This is a genomic window from Bradyrhizobium sp. USDA 4452, from assembly GCF_054063575.1.
Genome location: NZ_JBSSGK010000001.1, coordinates 5,485,445 through 5,501,308, shown reverse-complemented (window position 1 = coordinate 5,501,308; position 15,864 = coordinate 5,485,445). Strand labels below are relative to the sequence as shown.

Here is a 15,864-nt window from a genome sequence, read left to right as displayed (position 1 = left end):
GCAATCTTTCCACTGTCAAGGATTGCGTTTTGGCGCTGCAAAAGGATGACAAAACCTCATCCACACGCGGCATTTTCCGCAGGCGTGTGGCATCCCAGCGGCGATTTTGCCCGCCTTATTGGCAGACCGCCCGTGTCACGAAATTTTCCGTCTTGCAGTCGTTCGGCCCGCGCTTGTGGCCCGGCAAATAGACCAGCGGCGAGCATTTCTCCGTGGCGGCAATATCGATGCCCTTGCCTTCCTTGTATCCGTTGCTCTGACAGAGCCGGTCGGCGCCGATCTTGCAGTCGGGCGCACCGTTGGCGGCCACCGCGCAGGCCGCACGCCCGGTGACCATCGTCGAGGGCCGCGCCAGGTTCGACAAGTCGTTGAAGGTATCGCCGGGGCTCTTCAGCGGCGGCAGCACCGACTTCGACTTCTCGAACAGCTTTTCGATTTCGTTGATCAGTCCGGGATTCTCGCGCGCGGGCGGCAGCTCGATCTGTTGCGTCTGAGACTCAGCAGGTTGCTGCGCGGGGGACTGCACACCGAGCACGGGCGGCGCAGTCTGCGCCCGCGCGCTATCGGTCGCAGGTAGCGCCATCGACAGCACAAGGCCCGCCATCGCAGCGCACGCCTTGGCGGGATTGAGTCTCGCGAGATTCACCGGTCGTCGTTCCATCAGCCAACGCAGCGACCGTAGTCCGAAGCCGTCCGCGAGCATAGACGCGGACAGCTAGAACTTTGGTTAGAGCGTTTTCGAGCGAAGTGGATACCGGTTCGCGTGAAGAAAACGCGCCGAAACAACAAGCTGGAGCTTCGGGTCTGATTTAGTCAGAACCGAAGCCCTAGATCAGCTTGAATGCGACGACAAAGCCCAGCACCAGCACGATCGCGCCGATCGCAACCCACAGGCCGAGCCGCTTCTCGAGCTCGGCACGGATGACATCGCCATAGCGATTGAGCAGCACCGCGACGAAGAAGAAGCGGCCGCCGCGTGCGACGATCGAGCACAGGATGAACAGCCAGATGTTGTAGCCGGCAAAGCCCGAGGTGATCGTCACGAGCTTGTAGGGGATAGGCGTCAGCCCCTTCACCAGGATGATCACGGCGCCCCACTCGGCATAGGAGGTGCGGAACGCATCGACCTTGTCGGAGAGGCCGTAGAGGTGGATCAGCCACTGTCCGAGCGAGTCATAGAGCAGCGCGCCGATCGCGTAGCCGAGTACGCCGCCAGCGACCGACGCGACGGTGCAGACCGCCGCGAACCACCAGGCCCGCTTCGGCCGCGCCAACGACATCGGCAACAGCATGATGTCGGGAGGAATCGGGAAGAAGGAGCTTTCGGCGAAGGCGACGGCGGCGAGAATCCACAGTGCGTAGGGCTTGTCGGCCGCCGCGACGCACCAGTCGTAAATCCGTTTCAACATGGGCGCGATGAACCATCATGGCGCGGATTTGTCCATGCCGGGAATGGATCGAATTTTGGTTGATTTACGACTGCCGTTTGCGCAGCCGGTTCTCCAGCGCGACAATTCGACGCCGAACCACCGGATCGGGCGCGGTCTTGGGAATCTTGACCGGCGACTTCGGCAGCTTCTCGGCGATCCCGAGCAGCCGCTCGCGCCGCTCCATCTCGCGCCAGACATCCCCCGGCTTCACGCCGGCCGACGCCCAGAGAACGGTGAGATTGTAGAGCAGGTCCGCACTCTCGCGGACCACCGCATCCGGTTTGCCGCTGACGGCGTCGATCACGACCTCGACCGCCTCCTCGGCGAGCTTCTTGGCCATCTTGGCCGGCCCGCGCTGAAACAGCCGTGCGGTGCGCGACGTAGCCGGATCAAGATCCTTGGCCGCGATCACCGCCTGGTAAAGCCGCTCGATCGAATCACTCATCCTGCGAGCCTAATCGAAACGCGTCGCCAGCGTGTTAACGGGCGAACCGACAACGAAAAATCCACCGGCCTCGCAGCCGGTGGATTCGATGTTTTGTGACAGTTCTGAGAACCGAGGATGCGTGTCAGTACGGCGTATAGGGCAGCGCCGAGCGGCGCCCGTAATAGCCGTGATAACCATAATACGGTCCGCCGCCGTAATAGGCCGGGCCACCACCATAATAGGCGGGACCGCCGTCGTAGTAGCCATAGGAATCGTAATAGTCGCGACGGTTCTGGGCTGCCGCGATTGCCAGACCCGTGCCGACGATCCCGGCGAATACGGCCGCAGCGGCCGCGCCACCGCCTCCGCCACGATAGTAGCGACGGCGCGCGCTGATGTCGGTCGCTCCGCTGGTGCCGTGCGATGTGGTCACGGCGGCCGCCTTGCCCGCAGGAGCGGAGCCCGCGAACGCCATCGTCGGCTCAACGGCCGTCAACGCCACCGCGGCAACCGTTGCCAATGTGGCTGCGCGGCCAATGGACGAAAAAACACCTTTTCGCGCAAACATTGCAGTCATCCTTTGTGGAAGCCGGCCCGACGGGCCTCGGTGAGCTAACCCACTCCACCTAGATTAGGTTCCCCAAACCGAACGCAAGCTGAACAACCCTGACATGAAATCGAGGCAGTCATCGGCCGTTCACCTTGTCTGGGGCAAAATGCGTGCAATGGCGCTTGAAATTGCAGCTTGAAATGACCCTTGCCCTGGCGCATTCGGTGTCATGAAGCAGGCGCGGCCGGCGCGGCACTTTGTCTCGCCTCCCGGATGTGATGATGCAGGTAAGTCGGACCACCGTTCTCCGCTGGATACTGGCCGGCATGATCGGCCTTTCGGGCGGCGTGTGGCCGGCCGTCACACCGCTGCGCGCCGGCGATGCGCCGCAGCCGCTCACCATCCAGTTCACGCTCGATCGTCCGCTTGATGCTGCTGCGGCCCCGTTCGTGATGGCGTCGGCCGGCGGCCTGTTCGGCGCCGAGGGCCTAGCGGTCGGCACCAACGTCGCCACCAGTTCGGCGGATGCGATCGCGCGCGTCGCCGACGGCTCGAGCGATTTCGCCCTCGTCGACATCAACTCGCTGATCCGCTTTCGCGACAAGCCAGGTGCGGCTCCCGTCAAGGCGGTGTTCGTGCTGTTCAACCAGGCGCCCTATGCAATCATTGCCCGCAAGAGCCGGGGCATCAAGGTGCTGACCGATATCCAGGGCAAGAACCTCGGCGTCGCCGAGGGCGACCTTACGGTCCGGCTGTGGCCTGCGGTCGCCAGGCAGAACGGCATCCAGCTTGCGAGCGTGAAGCAGAACATCATCAGCGCCGCGGTGCGCGAGCCGATGCTGTCCGCCGGACAGATCGATGCCGTCACCGGCTTCCCCTACCTCTCGGCGATCAATCTGCGCGATCGCGGCGTGCCCGCCGATGATCTCGCGGTGCTGCGCTTCGCCGACTATGGCTGCGAGGCCTACGGCTTTGCCGTGATCGTCAGCCCGCGCCTTGCGGCGGCGAGGCCGGACACGGTGAAAGGCTTCGTGCGCGCAGTGATCGGCGGCACCAACCTCGCGGTCAAGGACCCCGCCCGTGCGGCGAACGAGGTGGTGAGCCGGATGGATGGCGGGTCGCGCGATCTGGAGCTCGAGCGGCTCACCGCCATTCTCCGCGACAACATCCTGACCAGCGAGGTGAAGCGCAACGGCCTCGGCGGCATCGAGCCGGAGCGCTTCGAGCGGTCGCTCGACCAGCTCGCGGAGGACGTCAAATTCCAGAAGCGACCGCGCGCCGTCGACATCTTCGACGATCAATTCCTGCCGCCGATCGATGGCCGGCTGGTGAATTGAGAGCCGGTTTGCTTACGACAACTCGCTCTCCCCGTCATTGCGAGGAGCGATAGCGACGAAGCAATCCATCTCGCCACGCGCGCGGTGACAATGGATTGCTTCGCTTCGCTCGCAATGACGACATAGGCCGAGCCCCATAAACTGGGAGGATGACGCGCTGTCACCGCTGGCCCTCGCTGGCGAACCCTGATTAGATTGCATCCCGCCTGACCGGGCGCCCACCGCTGATGAGTCCCGCCGGCATGTCCATGCTTCGTCTCTATACGCGCGTCCTCGAACTGCTCGGCAAGGAGGCGCGGCTCGGCTGGATCCTCGCCGCCGCCAACATGCTGCTCGCCGGCGCGCAATTCGCCGAGCCGGTGCTGTTCGGCAAGATCGTCGACGTGTTGTCGGGCCGGCCGGTCACCGGGCTGTTCGCGACCTCCTCGGCATGGCCGCTGCTCGCGGCCTGGGCGGCATTCGGCCTGTTCACGATCGGCTGCAGCGCGATCGTCGCGTTGCAGGCCGACCGGCTGGCGCACCGCCAGCGCCAGGCCGTGCTGACCGACTATTTCGAGCACATCCTGCAACTGCCGCTGACGTTCCACTCCGGCACCCATTCCGGGCGACTGATGAAGGTGATGCTGAACGGCACCGACGCGCTGTGGCGGCTCTGGCTCGGCTTCTTTCGCGAGCATTTCGCCGCGATCATGTCGCTGATCGTGCTGTTGCCGCTCGCGCTCTACATCAACTGGCGGCTGGCGATCCTGCTGTTCGCGCTCTGCGTCGTGTTCACGGCGCTGACGACGATGGTGGTGCGCAAGACCTACGGCATGCAGAGCGAGGTCGAGGCCTATTACAGCGACCTCTCGGCGCGCGCCTCCGACGCGCTCGGCAATGTCGCGCTGGTGCAGAGCTTCGTGCGGATCGATTCCGAGGTGCAGGGCCTGCGCTACGTCGCCGACAAGCTGCTCGCGGTGCAGATGCCGGTGCTGTCATGGTGGGCGCTGGTCACCGTGATCACGCGCGCCTCGACCACCATCACGGTGCTCGCGATCTTCACCGTCGGCATCGCGCTCCACAATCAAGGCCTTACCACGGTCGGCGAGATCGTGATGTTCGTCTCGTTCGCCACCATGCTGATCCAGAAGCTCGAGCAGGTGGTGAGCTTCATCAACAATGTGTTCATGGAAGCGCCTCGCCTGCAGGAATTCTTCGACGTGCTCGATGCGGTGCCGGCGGTGCGCGACCGGCCCGGTGCGATCGACCCCGGCCGGCTGTCCGGCCTCGTCGAATTCAACGACGTCTCGTTCTCCTATGACGGCAAGCGGCCAGCGATCGAAGATCTCAGCTTCACCGCATTGCCGGGCCAGACCATCGCACTGGTCGGTTCGACCGGGGCCGGCAAATCCACCGCGATCGCGCTGCTGCATCGCGCGTTCGATCCGCAATCCGGCATCATCAAGATCGACGGTATGGACATACGCGCGATGAAGCTGACGGCGCTGCGGCGGAACATCGGCGTCGTGTTCCAGGAGGCGCTGCTGTTCAACCGGTCGCTCGCCGACAACCTCCGCGTCGGCAAGCCTGACGCGACCGATGAGGAGCTGCGTACCGCCGCGACACGTGCCCAGGCGCTGGATTTCATCGAGCGCAGCGAAAAGAAGTTCGACACCCATGCCGGCGAGCGTGGCCGCATGCTGTCCGGCGGCGAGCGGCAGCGGCTGTCGATTGCGCGTGCGCTGCTCAAGGATCCGCCGATCCTGATCCTCGACGAGGCGACCAGCGCGCTCGACGCCGTCACCGAGGCCAAGGTCAATGCTGCTCTCGACGAAGTGATGAAGGGCCGCACCACCTTCGTGATCGCGCACCGTCTCTCGACCATCCGCCACGCCACCCGCATCCTGTTGTTCGACCAGGGACGGGTGATCGAAAGCGGAACTTTCGATGAACTGGTGGCGAAAGGCGGGCGTTTTGCCGATCTCGCGCGGGCCCAATTCATGGTCCAGGAGCAGGCACGCGCCGGCATCGAGACACCATAATTCTCCCGTTTCCAATTGAGACGGCTGCCGAAATTCAGCCGATTTCGTCCACGATATAATGCGCCGGCCTCTGTTCTCTGCTGGCAAGCCGGTATAGGGTTTGCATCGCCGCAAAGCGGCGCCGGACACGCTTGAAACCCGTATGTCACATCGCAAGACCTCCTTCTCGAAGGCGGGTCTCAAAGGACCGGAACCGTCGTGTATTTTCCTCGCCCGCTGCGCCCGTCGTTGAAATGGATTCTGGCCGTCGCGATGCTCGCCATCGCAACGCCGCAGATCGCGCAAGCCGAGGCGCTGCTGGTCGTCGAGGCCGATACCGGGAAGGTGCTGCAGGCCGATAATGCGACGATGCCGTGGTATCCGGCCTCGCTCAGCAAGCTGATGACCGCCTATGTGACGCTGAAGGCGGTCAAGGACGGCCGGGTGTCGCTTGATACGCTGCTCACGGTGTCGCCGACCGCCTCGTCGCAGTCGCCCTCGAAGATGGGGCTTCGGCCCGGCACCCAGGTCACCGTCGACAACGCGCTCAAGATGATGCTGGTGAAGTCGGCCAACGACATGGCCGTGGTGCTGGCCGAGGGCATCGGCGGTTCGATCGACGGCTTTGCCGGGATGATGAACGAGACGGCGCGCAAGCTCGGCATGACGCAAACCAGCTACGTCAACCCGAACGGCCTGCCCGCCGACGGCCAGATCACCTCGGCGCGCGACATGGCGATCCTCGCCCGCGCCATCATCCGCGACCTGCCGGAATACGAATATTTCGTCCACATCCCGTCGATCCGCTTCGGCCGCCGCGTCACCCAGAACTTCAACAAGCTGATCGGCCGCTATCCCGGCGCCGACGGCTTCAAGACCGGCTTCATCTGCGCCTCCGGCTACAATCTCGTGGCGTCGGCGACGCGCGACGGCAAACGGCTGATCGCCGTGGTGCTCGGCGCCTCCTCGGGCCGCATGCGCGCAATCCGCGCCGCGCAACTTTTGGATCGCGGCTTTGCCAATAACGGGCTGGCGTGGCTGCGGCCTTCGCTCGGCACCGTCGACAATCTGGTGCCGATCGATACCACCCCGCCGAACCTGCGCGAGGAGATGTGCGGCGCCAAGCACAAGCGGCCCGCCAGCGACGAGGACGGCGAAGACACCGTCGCCAGCGCCGGCGCAAGCACCAACGGCGACAGTGGCGTGAGCTTCTTCGCCTCGGGTCTGCAGGCCGCGATGCCGACAAAGCCGGCCGACATGCTGGCGCAGCCGGCAGCGGCGTCCGAACCGGTGGTGGTTTATACGGGACCGACCAAGACCGGCGCTGCGTTGATCGCCGCGGTCGAGGCCGATACCGAGAAGCTGCAGCCGGCCAAGCGCGCCAAGGGCAAGCACACCCGCGTCGCCGGCAAGAAGTCCGATGCGGCTGACGACGCCAAGGGTGACGCCAAGAGCGCCTCCAAGTCGGACAGCAAGCCGGCCGCCAAGCCGGTGCGTCACGCCAACGCCAAGCCGGATGCCGCAGCTGCGAAGCCCGCCGCGGACAAGCCGGCCGCCGCAAAGCCTGCCGGCAAGCCGGCGGCAGCAAAGCCTGCGGTGAAGCCCAAGGCTGAGAAGCCGAAGGCCGACGCCAAGCCGGCAGGCTAGGCGGAGCGCCGCCCTCTCCGAATTCCCAATGCGTCGATAGCGCGCAGCGGCTTGCCATCGGCCGCGGCATCGCTCAATACTGCCCGAAATACCGCGGCCAAGAATAATACGACCAAGGGTCGGAAAACCGGAAGCAATCCGGGACGTCAGCCAAAATTTGAGAGAGGGAATAACCATTATGGAGCGCATCTGGCTCAAGCATTATCCGGCCGGCGTGCCCGCCGATATCGACGTCACGCAATATTCGTCGCTGGTCGAATTGCTGGAAGAGAGCTTCAAGAAGTTCGCCGATCGCAAGGCGTTCATCTGCATGGACAAGGCGATCACCTATCGCGAGCTCGACGAGATGTCGACCGCGCTCGGCGCCTACCTGCAGAGCAAGGGCCTGCAGAAGGGCGCGCGGGTCGCGCTGATGATGCCGAACGTGCTGCAATATCCGGTCGCGACTGCAGCCGTGCTGCGTGCCGGCTATGCCGTGGTCAACGTCAATCCGCTCTATACCCCGCGCGAGCTCGAGCATCAGCTCAAGGATTCCGGCGCGGAAGCGATCATCGTGCTGGAGAACTTCGCCACCACCGTGCAGAAGGTGCTGCCTAACACCGCGCTGAGGACCGTGATCGTCGGCAGCATGGGCGACCTGCTCGGCCTCAAGGGCGTCATCGTCAACCTGGTGGTGCGCCGGGTGAAGAAGATGGTCCCGACCTGGTCGATCCCGGGTGCGGTCAGCTTCAACGAGGCGCTGTCGGCCGGCCGCGGCATGAAGCTCAACAAGCCGGTGCTGACGCGCCAGGACGTCGCCTTCCTGCAATACACCGGCGGCACCACGGGCGTTTCCAAGGGCGCCACGCTGATCCACCAGAACGTGCTCGCCAACGTGCTGCAGAATGACGCCTGGCTGCAGCCGGCGCTGAAGAAGCCGCCGCATGTCGAGCAGCTCTTCATCGTCTGCGCGCTGCCGCTCTACCATATCTTCGCGTTGACCGCGTGCTATTTGCTCGCGGTGCGCGCCGGCGGCGTCAATCTGTTGATCCCGAACCCGCGCGACATGGCGGGCTTCATCAAGGAGCTGTCGAAGTACCAGGTCAACAGCTTCCCGGCGGTCAACACGCTCTACAACGGCCTGTTGAACACGCCCGGCTTCGACAAGCTCGACTTCTCCAAGCTAAAGACCTCGTTCGGCGGCGGCATGGCAACGCAGAAGCCGGTCGCCGAGAAATGGCTGAAGGTCACGGGCTGCGCGCTGTCGGAAGGTTACGGCCTGTCGGAGACCTCGCCGACATTGACCTGCAACCCCGCCGACGCCGACGAGTTCTCCGGCTCGATCGGCCTTCCGGTACCCTCGACCCACCTGTCGATCCGCGACGACGACGGCAACGAGCTGCCGCTCGGCCAGGCCGGCGAGATCTGCGCCAAGGGTCCGCAGGTGATGGCGGGCTACTGGAACAGGCCGGACGAGACCGCACGCGTGATGACCGCGGACGGCTATTTCCGCACCGGCGACATCGGCGTGATGGACGAGCGCGGCTACACCAAGATCGTCGACCGCAAGAAGGACATGATCCTGGTCTCCGGCTTCAACGTCTATCCGAACGAGATCGAGGAAGTGCTGGCGAGCCATCCGGGCGTGCTCGAATGCGCCGTGATCGGCGTGCCCGACGCGAAGTCCGGCGAAGCGGTGAAGGCCTTCGTCGTCAAGAAGGACCCGAACGTCACGGCGGAGGACATCATCAAGTTCAGCGCCACCCAGCTGACCGCCTACAAGGTGCCGAAGCAGATCGAGTTCAGGACCGACCTGCCGAAGACCAATGTCGGCAAGATCCTGCGTCGCGAGCTCCGCGACGAGAAGAAGGCCGCGGCCTGACAACAGCAAGCGGGCGTTGGATCGACATGACTGACGCCCGCATCGCGACGCCTGCCGACGTGCTCGCCTTTTGGCGCCAGGCTGGCCGCGATCGCTGGTACAAGCGCGACGACGCCTTCGATGCCGACATCCGCAACCGCTTCCTGGCCACCTGGCAGAAGGCGGCTGCCGGCGAATTGTCGTCATGGGAGGCGAGCGACGGGGGCGCGCTGGCCCTGATCATCGTGCTCGACCAGTTTCCGCGAAACCTGTTTCGAGGCGACCCCAGGACCTTTTCAAGCGATGCGCTGGCGCGCGAGGTGGCAAGGCGCGCCATTGACCGCGGCGTCGATGCGCGAACCGACCCGGAGCTGCGCGAATTCCTCTATTTGCCGTTCGAGCATTCCGAGGACCTCGACGACCAGCAGCGCTGCGTGACGCTGTTCCGGCAGTATGATTGCCATCCCGACAATCTGAAATATGCCGAGGACCATGCCGACATGATCCGCCGGTTCGGCCGCTTCCCGCACCGGAATCGGGTCCTGGGCCGGCAGACCACGGCCGAGGAGCAGGCCTTCCTCGACGCCGGCGGGTTTTCCGGCTGATGACGGAACAGTGACTGGAGCCTTTTCCGTTCCGATTGCATCGGAACGGGGGCTCCAGATTGTTGTTTTGACGCGTTTTCTTCACGCGAACCGGTACCCACTTCGCTAGAAAACGCTTTAGTCTCAGCCATTGCCGTTCTTCGGCGAGCCCGTATTGTGCCGTGCCGTAGCCGGGTTTAAGACAATTCCGCTTCACCGAGGGAGAACGACGATGACCATCAATGTTGGCGACAAGCTGCCGGAAACCAAGTTTCGCGTGATGACCGCCGAGGGTCCGCAGGTCAAAACCACCGACGACATTTTCAAGGGCAAGAAGGTCGCCCTGTTCGCGGTGCCCGGCGCCTACACCGGCACCTGCCACAAGATGCATCTGCCGAGCATCTTCCTCAACGCCTATGCCTTGAAGAACAAGGGCGTCGACACCATCGCGATCGTCTCGGTCAACGACGCCTTCGTGATGAACGCCTGGAAGCGCGACACCGACCAGCGCGACGAAGCCGTTTTCCTGGCCGACGGCAATGCCGACTTCACCAAGGCGATCGGCATGGAGCTCGACGCCTCCGGCAACGGCCTCGGCATCCGCTCCCATCGCTACTCGATGCTGGTCGAGGACGGCGTGGTGAAGAAGCTCAACAAGGAGCCGGCTCCGGGCAAGGTCGAGGTCTCCGGCGGCGACACGCTGCTCGGGCAGCTCTGAGCTGACGCGTCTTCCCTTCTCCCCTTGTGGGAGAAGGTGGCGCGGATGCAATCCGCGCCGGATGAGGGGTCTCCATCCGCGGAGACAGGACCCCTCACCCGTCCGCGATGCTGCGCATCGCGTCCACCCTCTCCCACAAGGGGAGAGGGAAACTCGCCGGGAATCGCAGGTCCGTAGGACGCGTAGAGCGCAGCGAAACCCATCGCCTTCGTGCCGCGGATCGAGATGATGGGTTTCGCTGAGTTTATCATCGGGCCGCGCATCGCGCGGACTCGTTGGCTCTACCCACCCTACGCAGGCCGCTTCATGGCACGCGCCTGCCGCTTCCAAACGCTGCGATTTATGTCCGCGAGATGACAACACCCCACGGTTTGTGTCGCCGTCGACATCTTGTGTCTGTGGCCTCCGGACGGTAGTTTTCAACCGAAGGTTGGGACACGGGCGGTGACCGGGAAATAAGGCCCGAAGCCGTCCCGCGGGGGAGGCATCATGAAGTTGCGGCGCGCGGGAGCATTCGGCGGCCTGATTGCGTTGTGCGTAGCGAGTGATCCTGCGTTCGCACAGACCGTCTGGACCGGCACGACCTCCACCGACTGGTTCACCGCCGGAAACTGGAGCAACGGCGTTCCGGCGGCCGGCAATGATGCGAAACTCGATACTGTCACGCCCAATCCGGCCGTGATCGGGACACCGGGTGCCGCGACGACGAATCTGCAAGTCGGCTTGTCGAGCACCGGGCTACTGACCGTCAACGGCGGCGGGACGTTGGCCACATCCACCGGCGTGCTCGGTCTCTCCTCCGGCGCCCAAGGCACGGTCAACGTGACCGGCACGGGTTCGAGCTGGACTTCGACCGGCAATATCGTCGTCGGAAACGGCGGTGCCGGAACGCTCACGATCGCCAACGGCGGCTCGGTCACGGCACCAGCGCTCCAGATGGCAGTCCAGGCCGGGTCGAGCGGGACGCTGAACATCGGCGCCGCCGCCGGCAGTCCGGCGGCCGCGGCCGGCACGCTCAATGCCGCAAGCGTGTCGTTTGGCGCCGGCACCGGGACCATCAACTTCAATCACACATCCACAAACTACGTCTTCGCTCCCACGATTTCCGGCGGCGGCTCGGTCAATGTGCTCGCAGGCGTCACAAGCCTCACCGGCGCCAACAGCTACACCGGCGGCACCACCCTGGCCGGGGGCAGGCTGTCGGTGGCGGCCGACCAGAATCTCGGCGCGGCGACCGGCGGTCTCACCTTCAACGGCGGCACGCTGCAATTCACCAACAGCTTCACGCTCGCGGCAACGCGCGCCGTGACGATGAATGCCGGCGGCGGCACCTTCGACACCAACGGCAACGACGTGAGCTTCGGAGGCGCATTCACCGGAACCGGCGGTCTGACCAAGACCGGGGCCGGCACCCTGACGCTCACGCTTGTGGGACTATCGAGTACCGCGGGCTACAGCGGGCCGACCAATGTGCTCGCCGGAACGCTGCGCGCGGGCGCTGATTTCGCTTTCGCACCACAAAGCGCATTCAATGTCGCCGCGGGCGCCACCCTCGATCTCAATAGCCACCTGGTCAATATCGCCTCGCTCGCCGGCGCAGGCAATATCACGCTGGGCAATCTGGGAGGCCTCGGGCTGACCGGCTTCCCCGGGGCGAACACCACATTCTCCGGTGTCATTTCGGGCAGTGGCTCCGTCTCCAAATATGCAGACGGGACCCTGACGCTCTCCGGTGCCAACACCTATTCGGGCGATACCACGCTCGCCACCGGGGGCTTGCGGTTGGTCGGCGCCGGGACCCTCGGTCTTGCGTCAAATTCGCTCGAGCTGCTGAGCCCCAGTGCCACGCTCGATCTCGGTGGCTCGACCCAAACGCAGAACGGCGGCCTGTTCATGCTCGCCGGCACCATCGCCAACGGCACCCTCGCCTCGTCGGGGACCTTCCAGGTTCAATCGGGCAATATCAGCGCGACGCTCGCCGGGACCGGCTCATTCGTCGTGCCCGCCTCTCCGGCATCGCTCGCAAGGGTGATTCTCTCGGGGACCAACACATACACCGGCAACACCATCGTGAGCAGCACACTCGAGGTGGACGGCTCGATCGCGAGCTCGGCCCTGACCACGGTCAACAGCGCCTTCAATGTCCCCGGCGTGCTCAGCGGGACCGGCACTGTCGGCACGACGCTGATCAACGGCGGCATCCTGGCGCCCGGCATCGTGATACCAGGTCTCGGCATCACCGTGCCGGGACCGCTCACCGGCACGCCGGGCACGCTGACGGTCGCCGGCAATCTCGCCTTCACCTCAGGTGCGCTCTATCTGGTGCAGGTCAACGGCGCGACGGCGTCGCTCGTCAATGTCAACGGCACGGCCGCGCTGGCCGGCAATGTGCAGACGGTGTTCACCGCCGGCAGCAGCCTGAGCAAGCAATACACCATCCTGCATTCGGCGGGGCTGAACGGCACCACGTTCGATGCGCTGAAGACCGTCAACCTCGCCAACTTCATCGCGAGCCTGAGCTATACGGACACCGACGTGGTGTTGAACCTGGTGTCGACGATCGGACCGCCGCCGCCCGTCACGCCCGGCGGGATCGCGACGCCGGGCCTCAACGGCAATCAGCAGAACGTCGCGACCGCGCTCAACAACTTCTTCAACAGCGGCGGCACGCTGCCGCCCGGCTTCGTCAATTTGTTCTTCCTGACCGGCGCCAGCCTGGCCAATGCGCTGACGCAGGTCTCCGGCGAAACCGCGACCGGCTCGCAGCAAACGACGTTTGACGCCATGGGCCAGTTCATGGGGGTTCTCACCGATCCCTTCCTGACCCGGATCGGCGGAGCCGATGTCATGCCGGGCGCGCCGGGCTTTGTCGATGAGAGCGCCAGCGCCTATGCGGCGAGGAAGAACAACGACGCCTATGCGATGTTCACCAAGGCGCCGCCTGCCGCGCCATTCCAGCAGCGCTGGAGCGTGTGGGCAGCAGGTTTCGGCGGCTCGCAATCGACCGACGGCAACACGGCAACGGGATCGAACAATACCAGCAGCAGCATCTACGGTACCGCCGTCGGTGCCGACTACCTGTTCTCGCCCAACACGATCGCAGGCTTTGCGCTGGCCGGCGGCGGCACGAATTTTTCCGTGACCAACGGTGGCTCCGGTCGCTCGGATCTGTTCCAGGCCGGCGCCTATCTGCGCCACACTGAAGGTGCCGCCTATGTCTCGGCTGCGCTCGCTTATGGCTGGCAGGACATCACGACAAATCGCACGGTGACCGTCGCGGGCGCCGACCAGCTTCGCGCCGAATTCAATGCCAATGCGTACTCCGGCCGCCTGGAGGGCGGCTACCGCTTTGTCACACCGTGGATCGGCGGTATTGGCATCACGCCTTATGCGGCAGGGCAGTTCACGACCTTCAACCTGCCGGCCTATGCCGAGGGTGTCGTCACCGGCGCGTCAACCTTTGCGCTCGCCGATGCCGCCCGCAGCGTCACTGACAGCCGCAGCGAGCTCGGCATCCGGACCGATAAATCCTTTGCCGTTTCAAATGCCGTGCTGACGTTGCGCGGCCGCCTCGCCTGGGCACACGATTTCAACCCCGACCGCTCGGTCACCAGCACGTTCCAGACTCTGCCCGGCGCATCCTTCGTGGTCAACGGCGCTGCCCAAGCCCGCGAATCCGCGTTGACGACCGCGTCAGTCGAGATGCGGTGGCTGAACAACTGGTCCGCGGCCGCAACCTTCGAGGGCGAGTTTTCCAGCGTGACCACCAGCTATGCCGGCAAGGGCGTAGTGCGTTATCAGTGGTGAGCGACGGATAGCCAGGATCGTAGCATGGGTAGAGCCAGCGGGTCCGCGCAACGCGCGGCCCCGTTGGCTCTACTCACCCTACGGTGGCGCGCCTACCCCTTCAATCTCGCCATCGCCACGCCTTCGCGCGCAAGCTCGTCAGCGCGTTCGTTCTCGGCGTGGCCGGCATGGCCCTTGATCCAGTGCCAGCGCACCTCGTGCGGCTTCAGCGCGGCGTCGAGGCGCTGCCACAGCTCGACATTCTTGACCGGCTTCTTGTCGGCCGTGCGCCAGCCGTTGCGCTTCCAGCCATGGATCCAGCCGGTGATGCCTTGGCGGACGTATTGGCTGTCGGTGATGAGGTCGACCACGCAGGGCTTCTTCAGGGCCTCCAGCGCCGAGATCGCCGCCATCAGCTCCATGCGGTTGTTGGTGGTGTGCGCCTCGCCGCCCTTCAATTCCTTCTCGACGTCGCCGAATCTGAGGATCGCGCCCCAGCCGCCCGGTCCGGGGTTTCCGGAGCAGGCACCATCGGTGAAGACGATCACATGCGGCTTGTCGCTCACGCCGCGCATCCTGCCGGCGTGATGCCGTAGTCGTTGAGACCAGCGACGTTCTGGTGGAAGCGCAGCTTGCGGACGTATTCCAGCGGATCCTTCGGCTGCACCAGCGCACCTTCCGGCACGTTGAGGAAGTCGACCAGCCGCGTCAGCAGGAAACGCAGCGCTGCGCCGCGCGCGAGCAGCGGCAGCGCGGCCTGTTCCGCCGCCGACAATTGCCGCTCGCGGCCATAGGCATTGAGCAGCGCGCGCGCCTTGGTGACGTTGAAGGAATGATCCGGCTCGAAGCACCAGGCGTTGAGGCAGATCGCGACGTCGTAGGCCAGGATGTCGTTGCAGGCGAACGGAAAGTCGATCAGGCCCGAGACCTTGTCGCCGAGGAAGAAGACGTTGTCGGGAAACAGGTCGGCATGGATCACGCCGACCGGCAGTTCCGCCGGCCACAAAGCTTCGAGATGGTCGAGCTCGCGCGCGATGAAGTCGTGCAGGCCCGGCTGCACGCTGTCGGCCCGCGCGGCGGCGAGATCGAACAGCGGCCGCCAGCCGGAAACCGACAGCGGGTTCTTGCGGACCAGCGGAAAGTCGCGGCCGGCCAGATGCATTTTCGCCAACGCCTCGCCGACGCCTGAACAATGCGCGACGTTCGGCCGCCGCGGCCACATGCCTTCGAGGAAGTTGATGATCGCCGCCGGCCGGCCGGCGAGCCGGCTGGTGACCTCACCCTTGCGGTTGCGCGCCGGCTGCGGGCACGACACCCCGCGCTCGGCGAGATGCGCCATCAGCGACAGGAAATACGGCAGGTCGTCCTCCGCCACGCGCTTTTCATAGAGCGTGAGGATGTAGGCGCCCTGGCTGGTGTGCAGCAGGAAGTTCGAATTCTCGACGCCCTCGGCGATGCCCTTGTAGGAGAGCAATTCGCCGATGTCGTAGCTCTTGAGGAATTCCGCGAGGTCTTCGGCGGCAACGTCGGTGTAAACCGCCATAT

General features: G+C 64.8%; 13 protein-coding genes. 7 read left to right on the top strand and 6 right to left on the bottom strand.

Going from position 1 to position 15,864, the window contains the following annotated elements; translation table 11 throughout:
- Positions 1-115: 115 nt before the first annotated feature.
- The 4 genes from ACVISU_RS26265 to ACVISU_RS26250 form a co-directional block, all read right to left on the bottom strand.
- Positions 116-703 (bottom strand): hypothetical protein, encoded by a 588-nt coding sequence (locus ACVISU_RS26265; RefSeq protein WP_456708800.1) that lies wholly within the window; start codon positions 701-703, stop codon positions 116-118.
- A gap of 124 nt (positions 704-827) precedes the next feature.
- Positions 828-1,409, bottom strand: a complete 582-nt coding sequence (locus ACVISU_RS26260; protein ID WP_050405535.1) for a YqaA family protein — start codon at positions 1,407-1,409, stop codon at positions 828-830.
- A 64-nt stretch (positions 1,410-1,473) separates the two neighbouring features.
- Entirely contained in the window at positions 1,474-1,875 is a 402-nt protein-coding gene (gene hisE, locus ACVISU_RS26255) for a phosphoribosyl-ATP diphosphatase (protein WP_456708799.1), read from the bottom strand.
- 124 nt (positions 1,876-1,999) lie between these two features.
- Positions 2,000-2,425: a hypothetical protein gene (locus ACVISU_RS26250; protein ID WP_456708798.1), complete on the bottom strand. Its 426-nt coding sequence runs from the start codon at positions 2,423-2,425 to the stop codon at positions 2,000-2,002.
- 263 nt (positions 2,426-2,688) lie between these two features.
- Here ACVISU_RS26250 and ACVISU_RS26245 point away from each other — a divergent pair, with 263 nt between their 5' ends.
- From ACVISU_RS26245 to ACVISU_RS26215, 7 genes are all read left to right on the top strand, one after another.
- Entirely contained in the window at positions 2,689-3,744 is a 1,056-nt protein-coding gene (locus ACVISU_RS26245; RefSeq protein WP_456708797.1) for an ABC transporter substrate-binding protein, read from the top strand.
- 242 nt (positions 3,745-3,986) lie between these two features.
- Positions 3,987-5,765 carry a glucan ABC transporter ATP-binding protein/ permease gene (locus ACVISU_RS26240; protein ID WP_050405568.1) on the top strand — a complete coding sequence of 593 codons (1,779 nt, stop codon included), beginning with the start codon at positions 3,987-3,989 and terminating at the stop codon, positions 5,763-5,765.
- A gap of 252 nt (positions 5,766-6,017) precedes the next feature.
- Positions 6,018-7,391, top strand: coding sequence for a D-alanyl-D-alanine carboxypeptidase family protein (locus ACVISU_RS26235; protein WP_456710898.1), 1,374 nt, complete (start codon positions 6,018-6,020; stop codon positions 7,389-7,391).
- Positions 7,392-7,569: 178 nt separating this feature from the next.
- Complete coding sequence (locus tag ACVISU_RS26230) at positions 7,570-9,252, top strand: long-chain fatty acid--CoA ligase (protein ID WP_050405539.1); 1,683 nt, start codon at positions 7,570-7,572, stop codon at positions 9,250-9,252.
- A gap of 26 nt (positions 9,253-9,278) precedes the next feature.
- On the top strand, positions 9,279-9,836 hold the full coding sequence (locus tag ACVISU_RS26225; protein ID WP_456708796.1) for a DUF924 family protein: 558 nt from the start codon (positions 9,279-9,281) through the stop codon (positions 9,834-9,836).
- Between the two features lie 211 nt (positions 9,837-10,047).
- On the top strand, positions 10,048-10,533 hold the full coding sequence (locus ACVISU_RS26220) for a peroxiredoxin (RefSeq protein WP_229196031.1): 486 nt from the start codon (positions 10,048-10,050) through the stop codon (positions 10,531-10,533).
- A 489-nt stretch (positions 10,534-11,022) separates the two neighbouring features.
- A complete protein-coding gene (locus tag ACVISU_RS26215) occupies positions 11,023-14,340 on the top strand; it encodes an autotransporter domain-containing protein (protein ID WP_456708795.1) in 3,318 nt (1,105 codons plus the stop codon).
- Between the two features lie 92 nt (positions 14,341-14,432).
- Here the strand turns inward: ACVISU_RS26215 and rnhA are convergent, their stop codons facing one another.
- A complete protein-coding gene (gene rnhA, locus ACVISU_RS26210) occupies positions 14,433-14,894 on the bottom strand; it encodes a ribonuclease HI (RefSeq protein ID WP_456708794.1) in 462 nt (153 codons plus the stop codon).
- Positions 14,882-15,862 carry a homoserine kinase gene (locus ACVISU_RS26205; RefSeq protein WP_456708793.1) on the bottom strand — a complete coding sequence of 327 codons (981 nt, stop codon included), beginning with the start codon at positions 15,860-15,862 and terminating at the stop codon, positions 14,882-14,884. Before ACVISU_RS26205 ends, rnhA begins: the two co-directional genes overlap by 13 nt.
- Positions 15,863-15,864: the final 2 nt, after the last annotated feature.

Excerpts from the sequence above, each read along its gene's own strand:
- ACVISU_RS26215 (WP_456708795.1), top strand. The coding sequence starts at position 11,023 with ATGAAGTTGCGGCGCGCGGGAGCATTCGGCGGCCTGATTGCGTTGTGC.
- ACVISU_RS26245 (WP_456708797.1), top strand. The coding sequence starts at position 2,689 with ATGCAGGTAAGTCGGACCACCGTTCTCCGCTGGATACTGGCCGGCATG.
- hisE (WP_456708799.1), bottom strand. The coding sequence starts at position 1,875 with ATGAGTGATTCGATCGAGCGGCTTTACCAGGCGGTGATCGCGGCCAAG.
- ACVISU_RS26260 (WP_050405535.1), bottom strand. The coding sequence starts at position 1,409 with ATGTTGAAACGGATTTACGACTGGTGCGTCGCGGCGGCCGACAAGCCC.
- ACVISU_RS26235 (WP_456710898.1), top strand. The coding sequence starts at position 6,018 with ATGCTCGCCATCGCAACGCCGCAGATCGCGCAAGCCGAGGCGCTGCTG.
- ACVISU_RS26220 (WP_229196031.1), top strand. The coding sequence starts at position 10,048 with ATGACCATCAATGTTGGCGACAAGCTGCCGGAAACCAAGTTTCGCGTG.
- ACVISU_RS26265 (WP_456708800.1), bottom strand. The coding sequence starts at position 703 with ATGCTCGCGGACGGCTTCGGACTACGGTCGCTGCGTTGGCTGATGGAA.
- ACVISU_RS26250 (WP_456708798.1), bottom strand. The coding sequence starts at position 2,425 with ATGTTTGCGCGAAAAGGTGTTTTTTCGTCCATTGGCCGCGCAGCCACA.
- ACVISU_RS26205 (WP_456708793.1), bottom strand. The coding sequence starts at position 15,862 with ATGGCGGTTTACACCGACGTTGCCGCCGAAGACCTCGCGGAATTCCTC.
- ACVISU_RS26225 (WP_456708796.1), top strand. The coding sequence starts at position 9,279 with ATGACTGACGCCCGCATCGCGACGCCTGCCGACGTGCTCGCCTTTTGG.
- rnhA (WP_456708794.1), bottom strand. The coding sequence starts at position 14,894 with ATGCGCGGCGTGAGCGACAAGCCGCATGTGATCGTCTTCACCGATGGT.
- ACVISU_RS26240 (WP_050405568.1), top strand. The coding sequence starts at position 3,987 with ATGTCCATGCTTCGTCTCTATACGCGCGTCCTCGAACTGCTCGGCAAG.
- ACVISU_RS26230 (WP_050405539.1), top strand. The coding sequence starts at position 7,570 with ATGGAGCGCATCTGGCTCAAGCATTATCCGGCCGGCGTGCCCGCCGAT.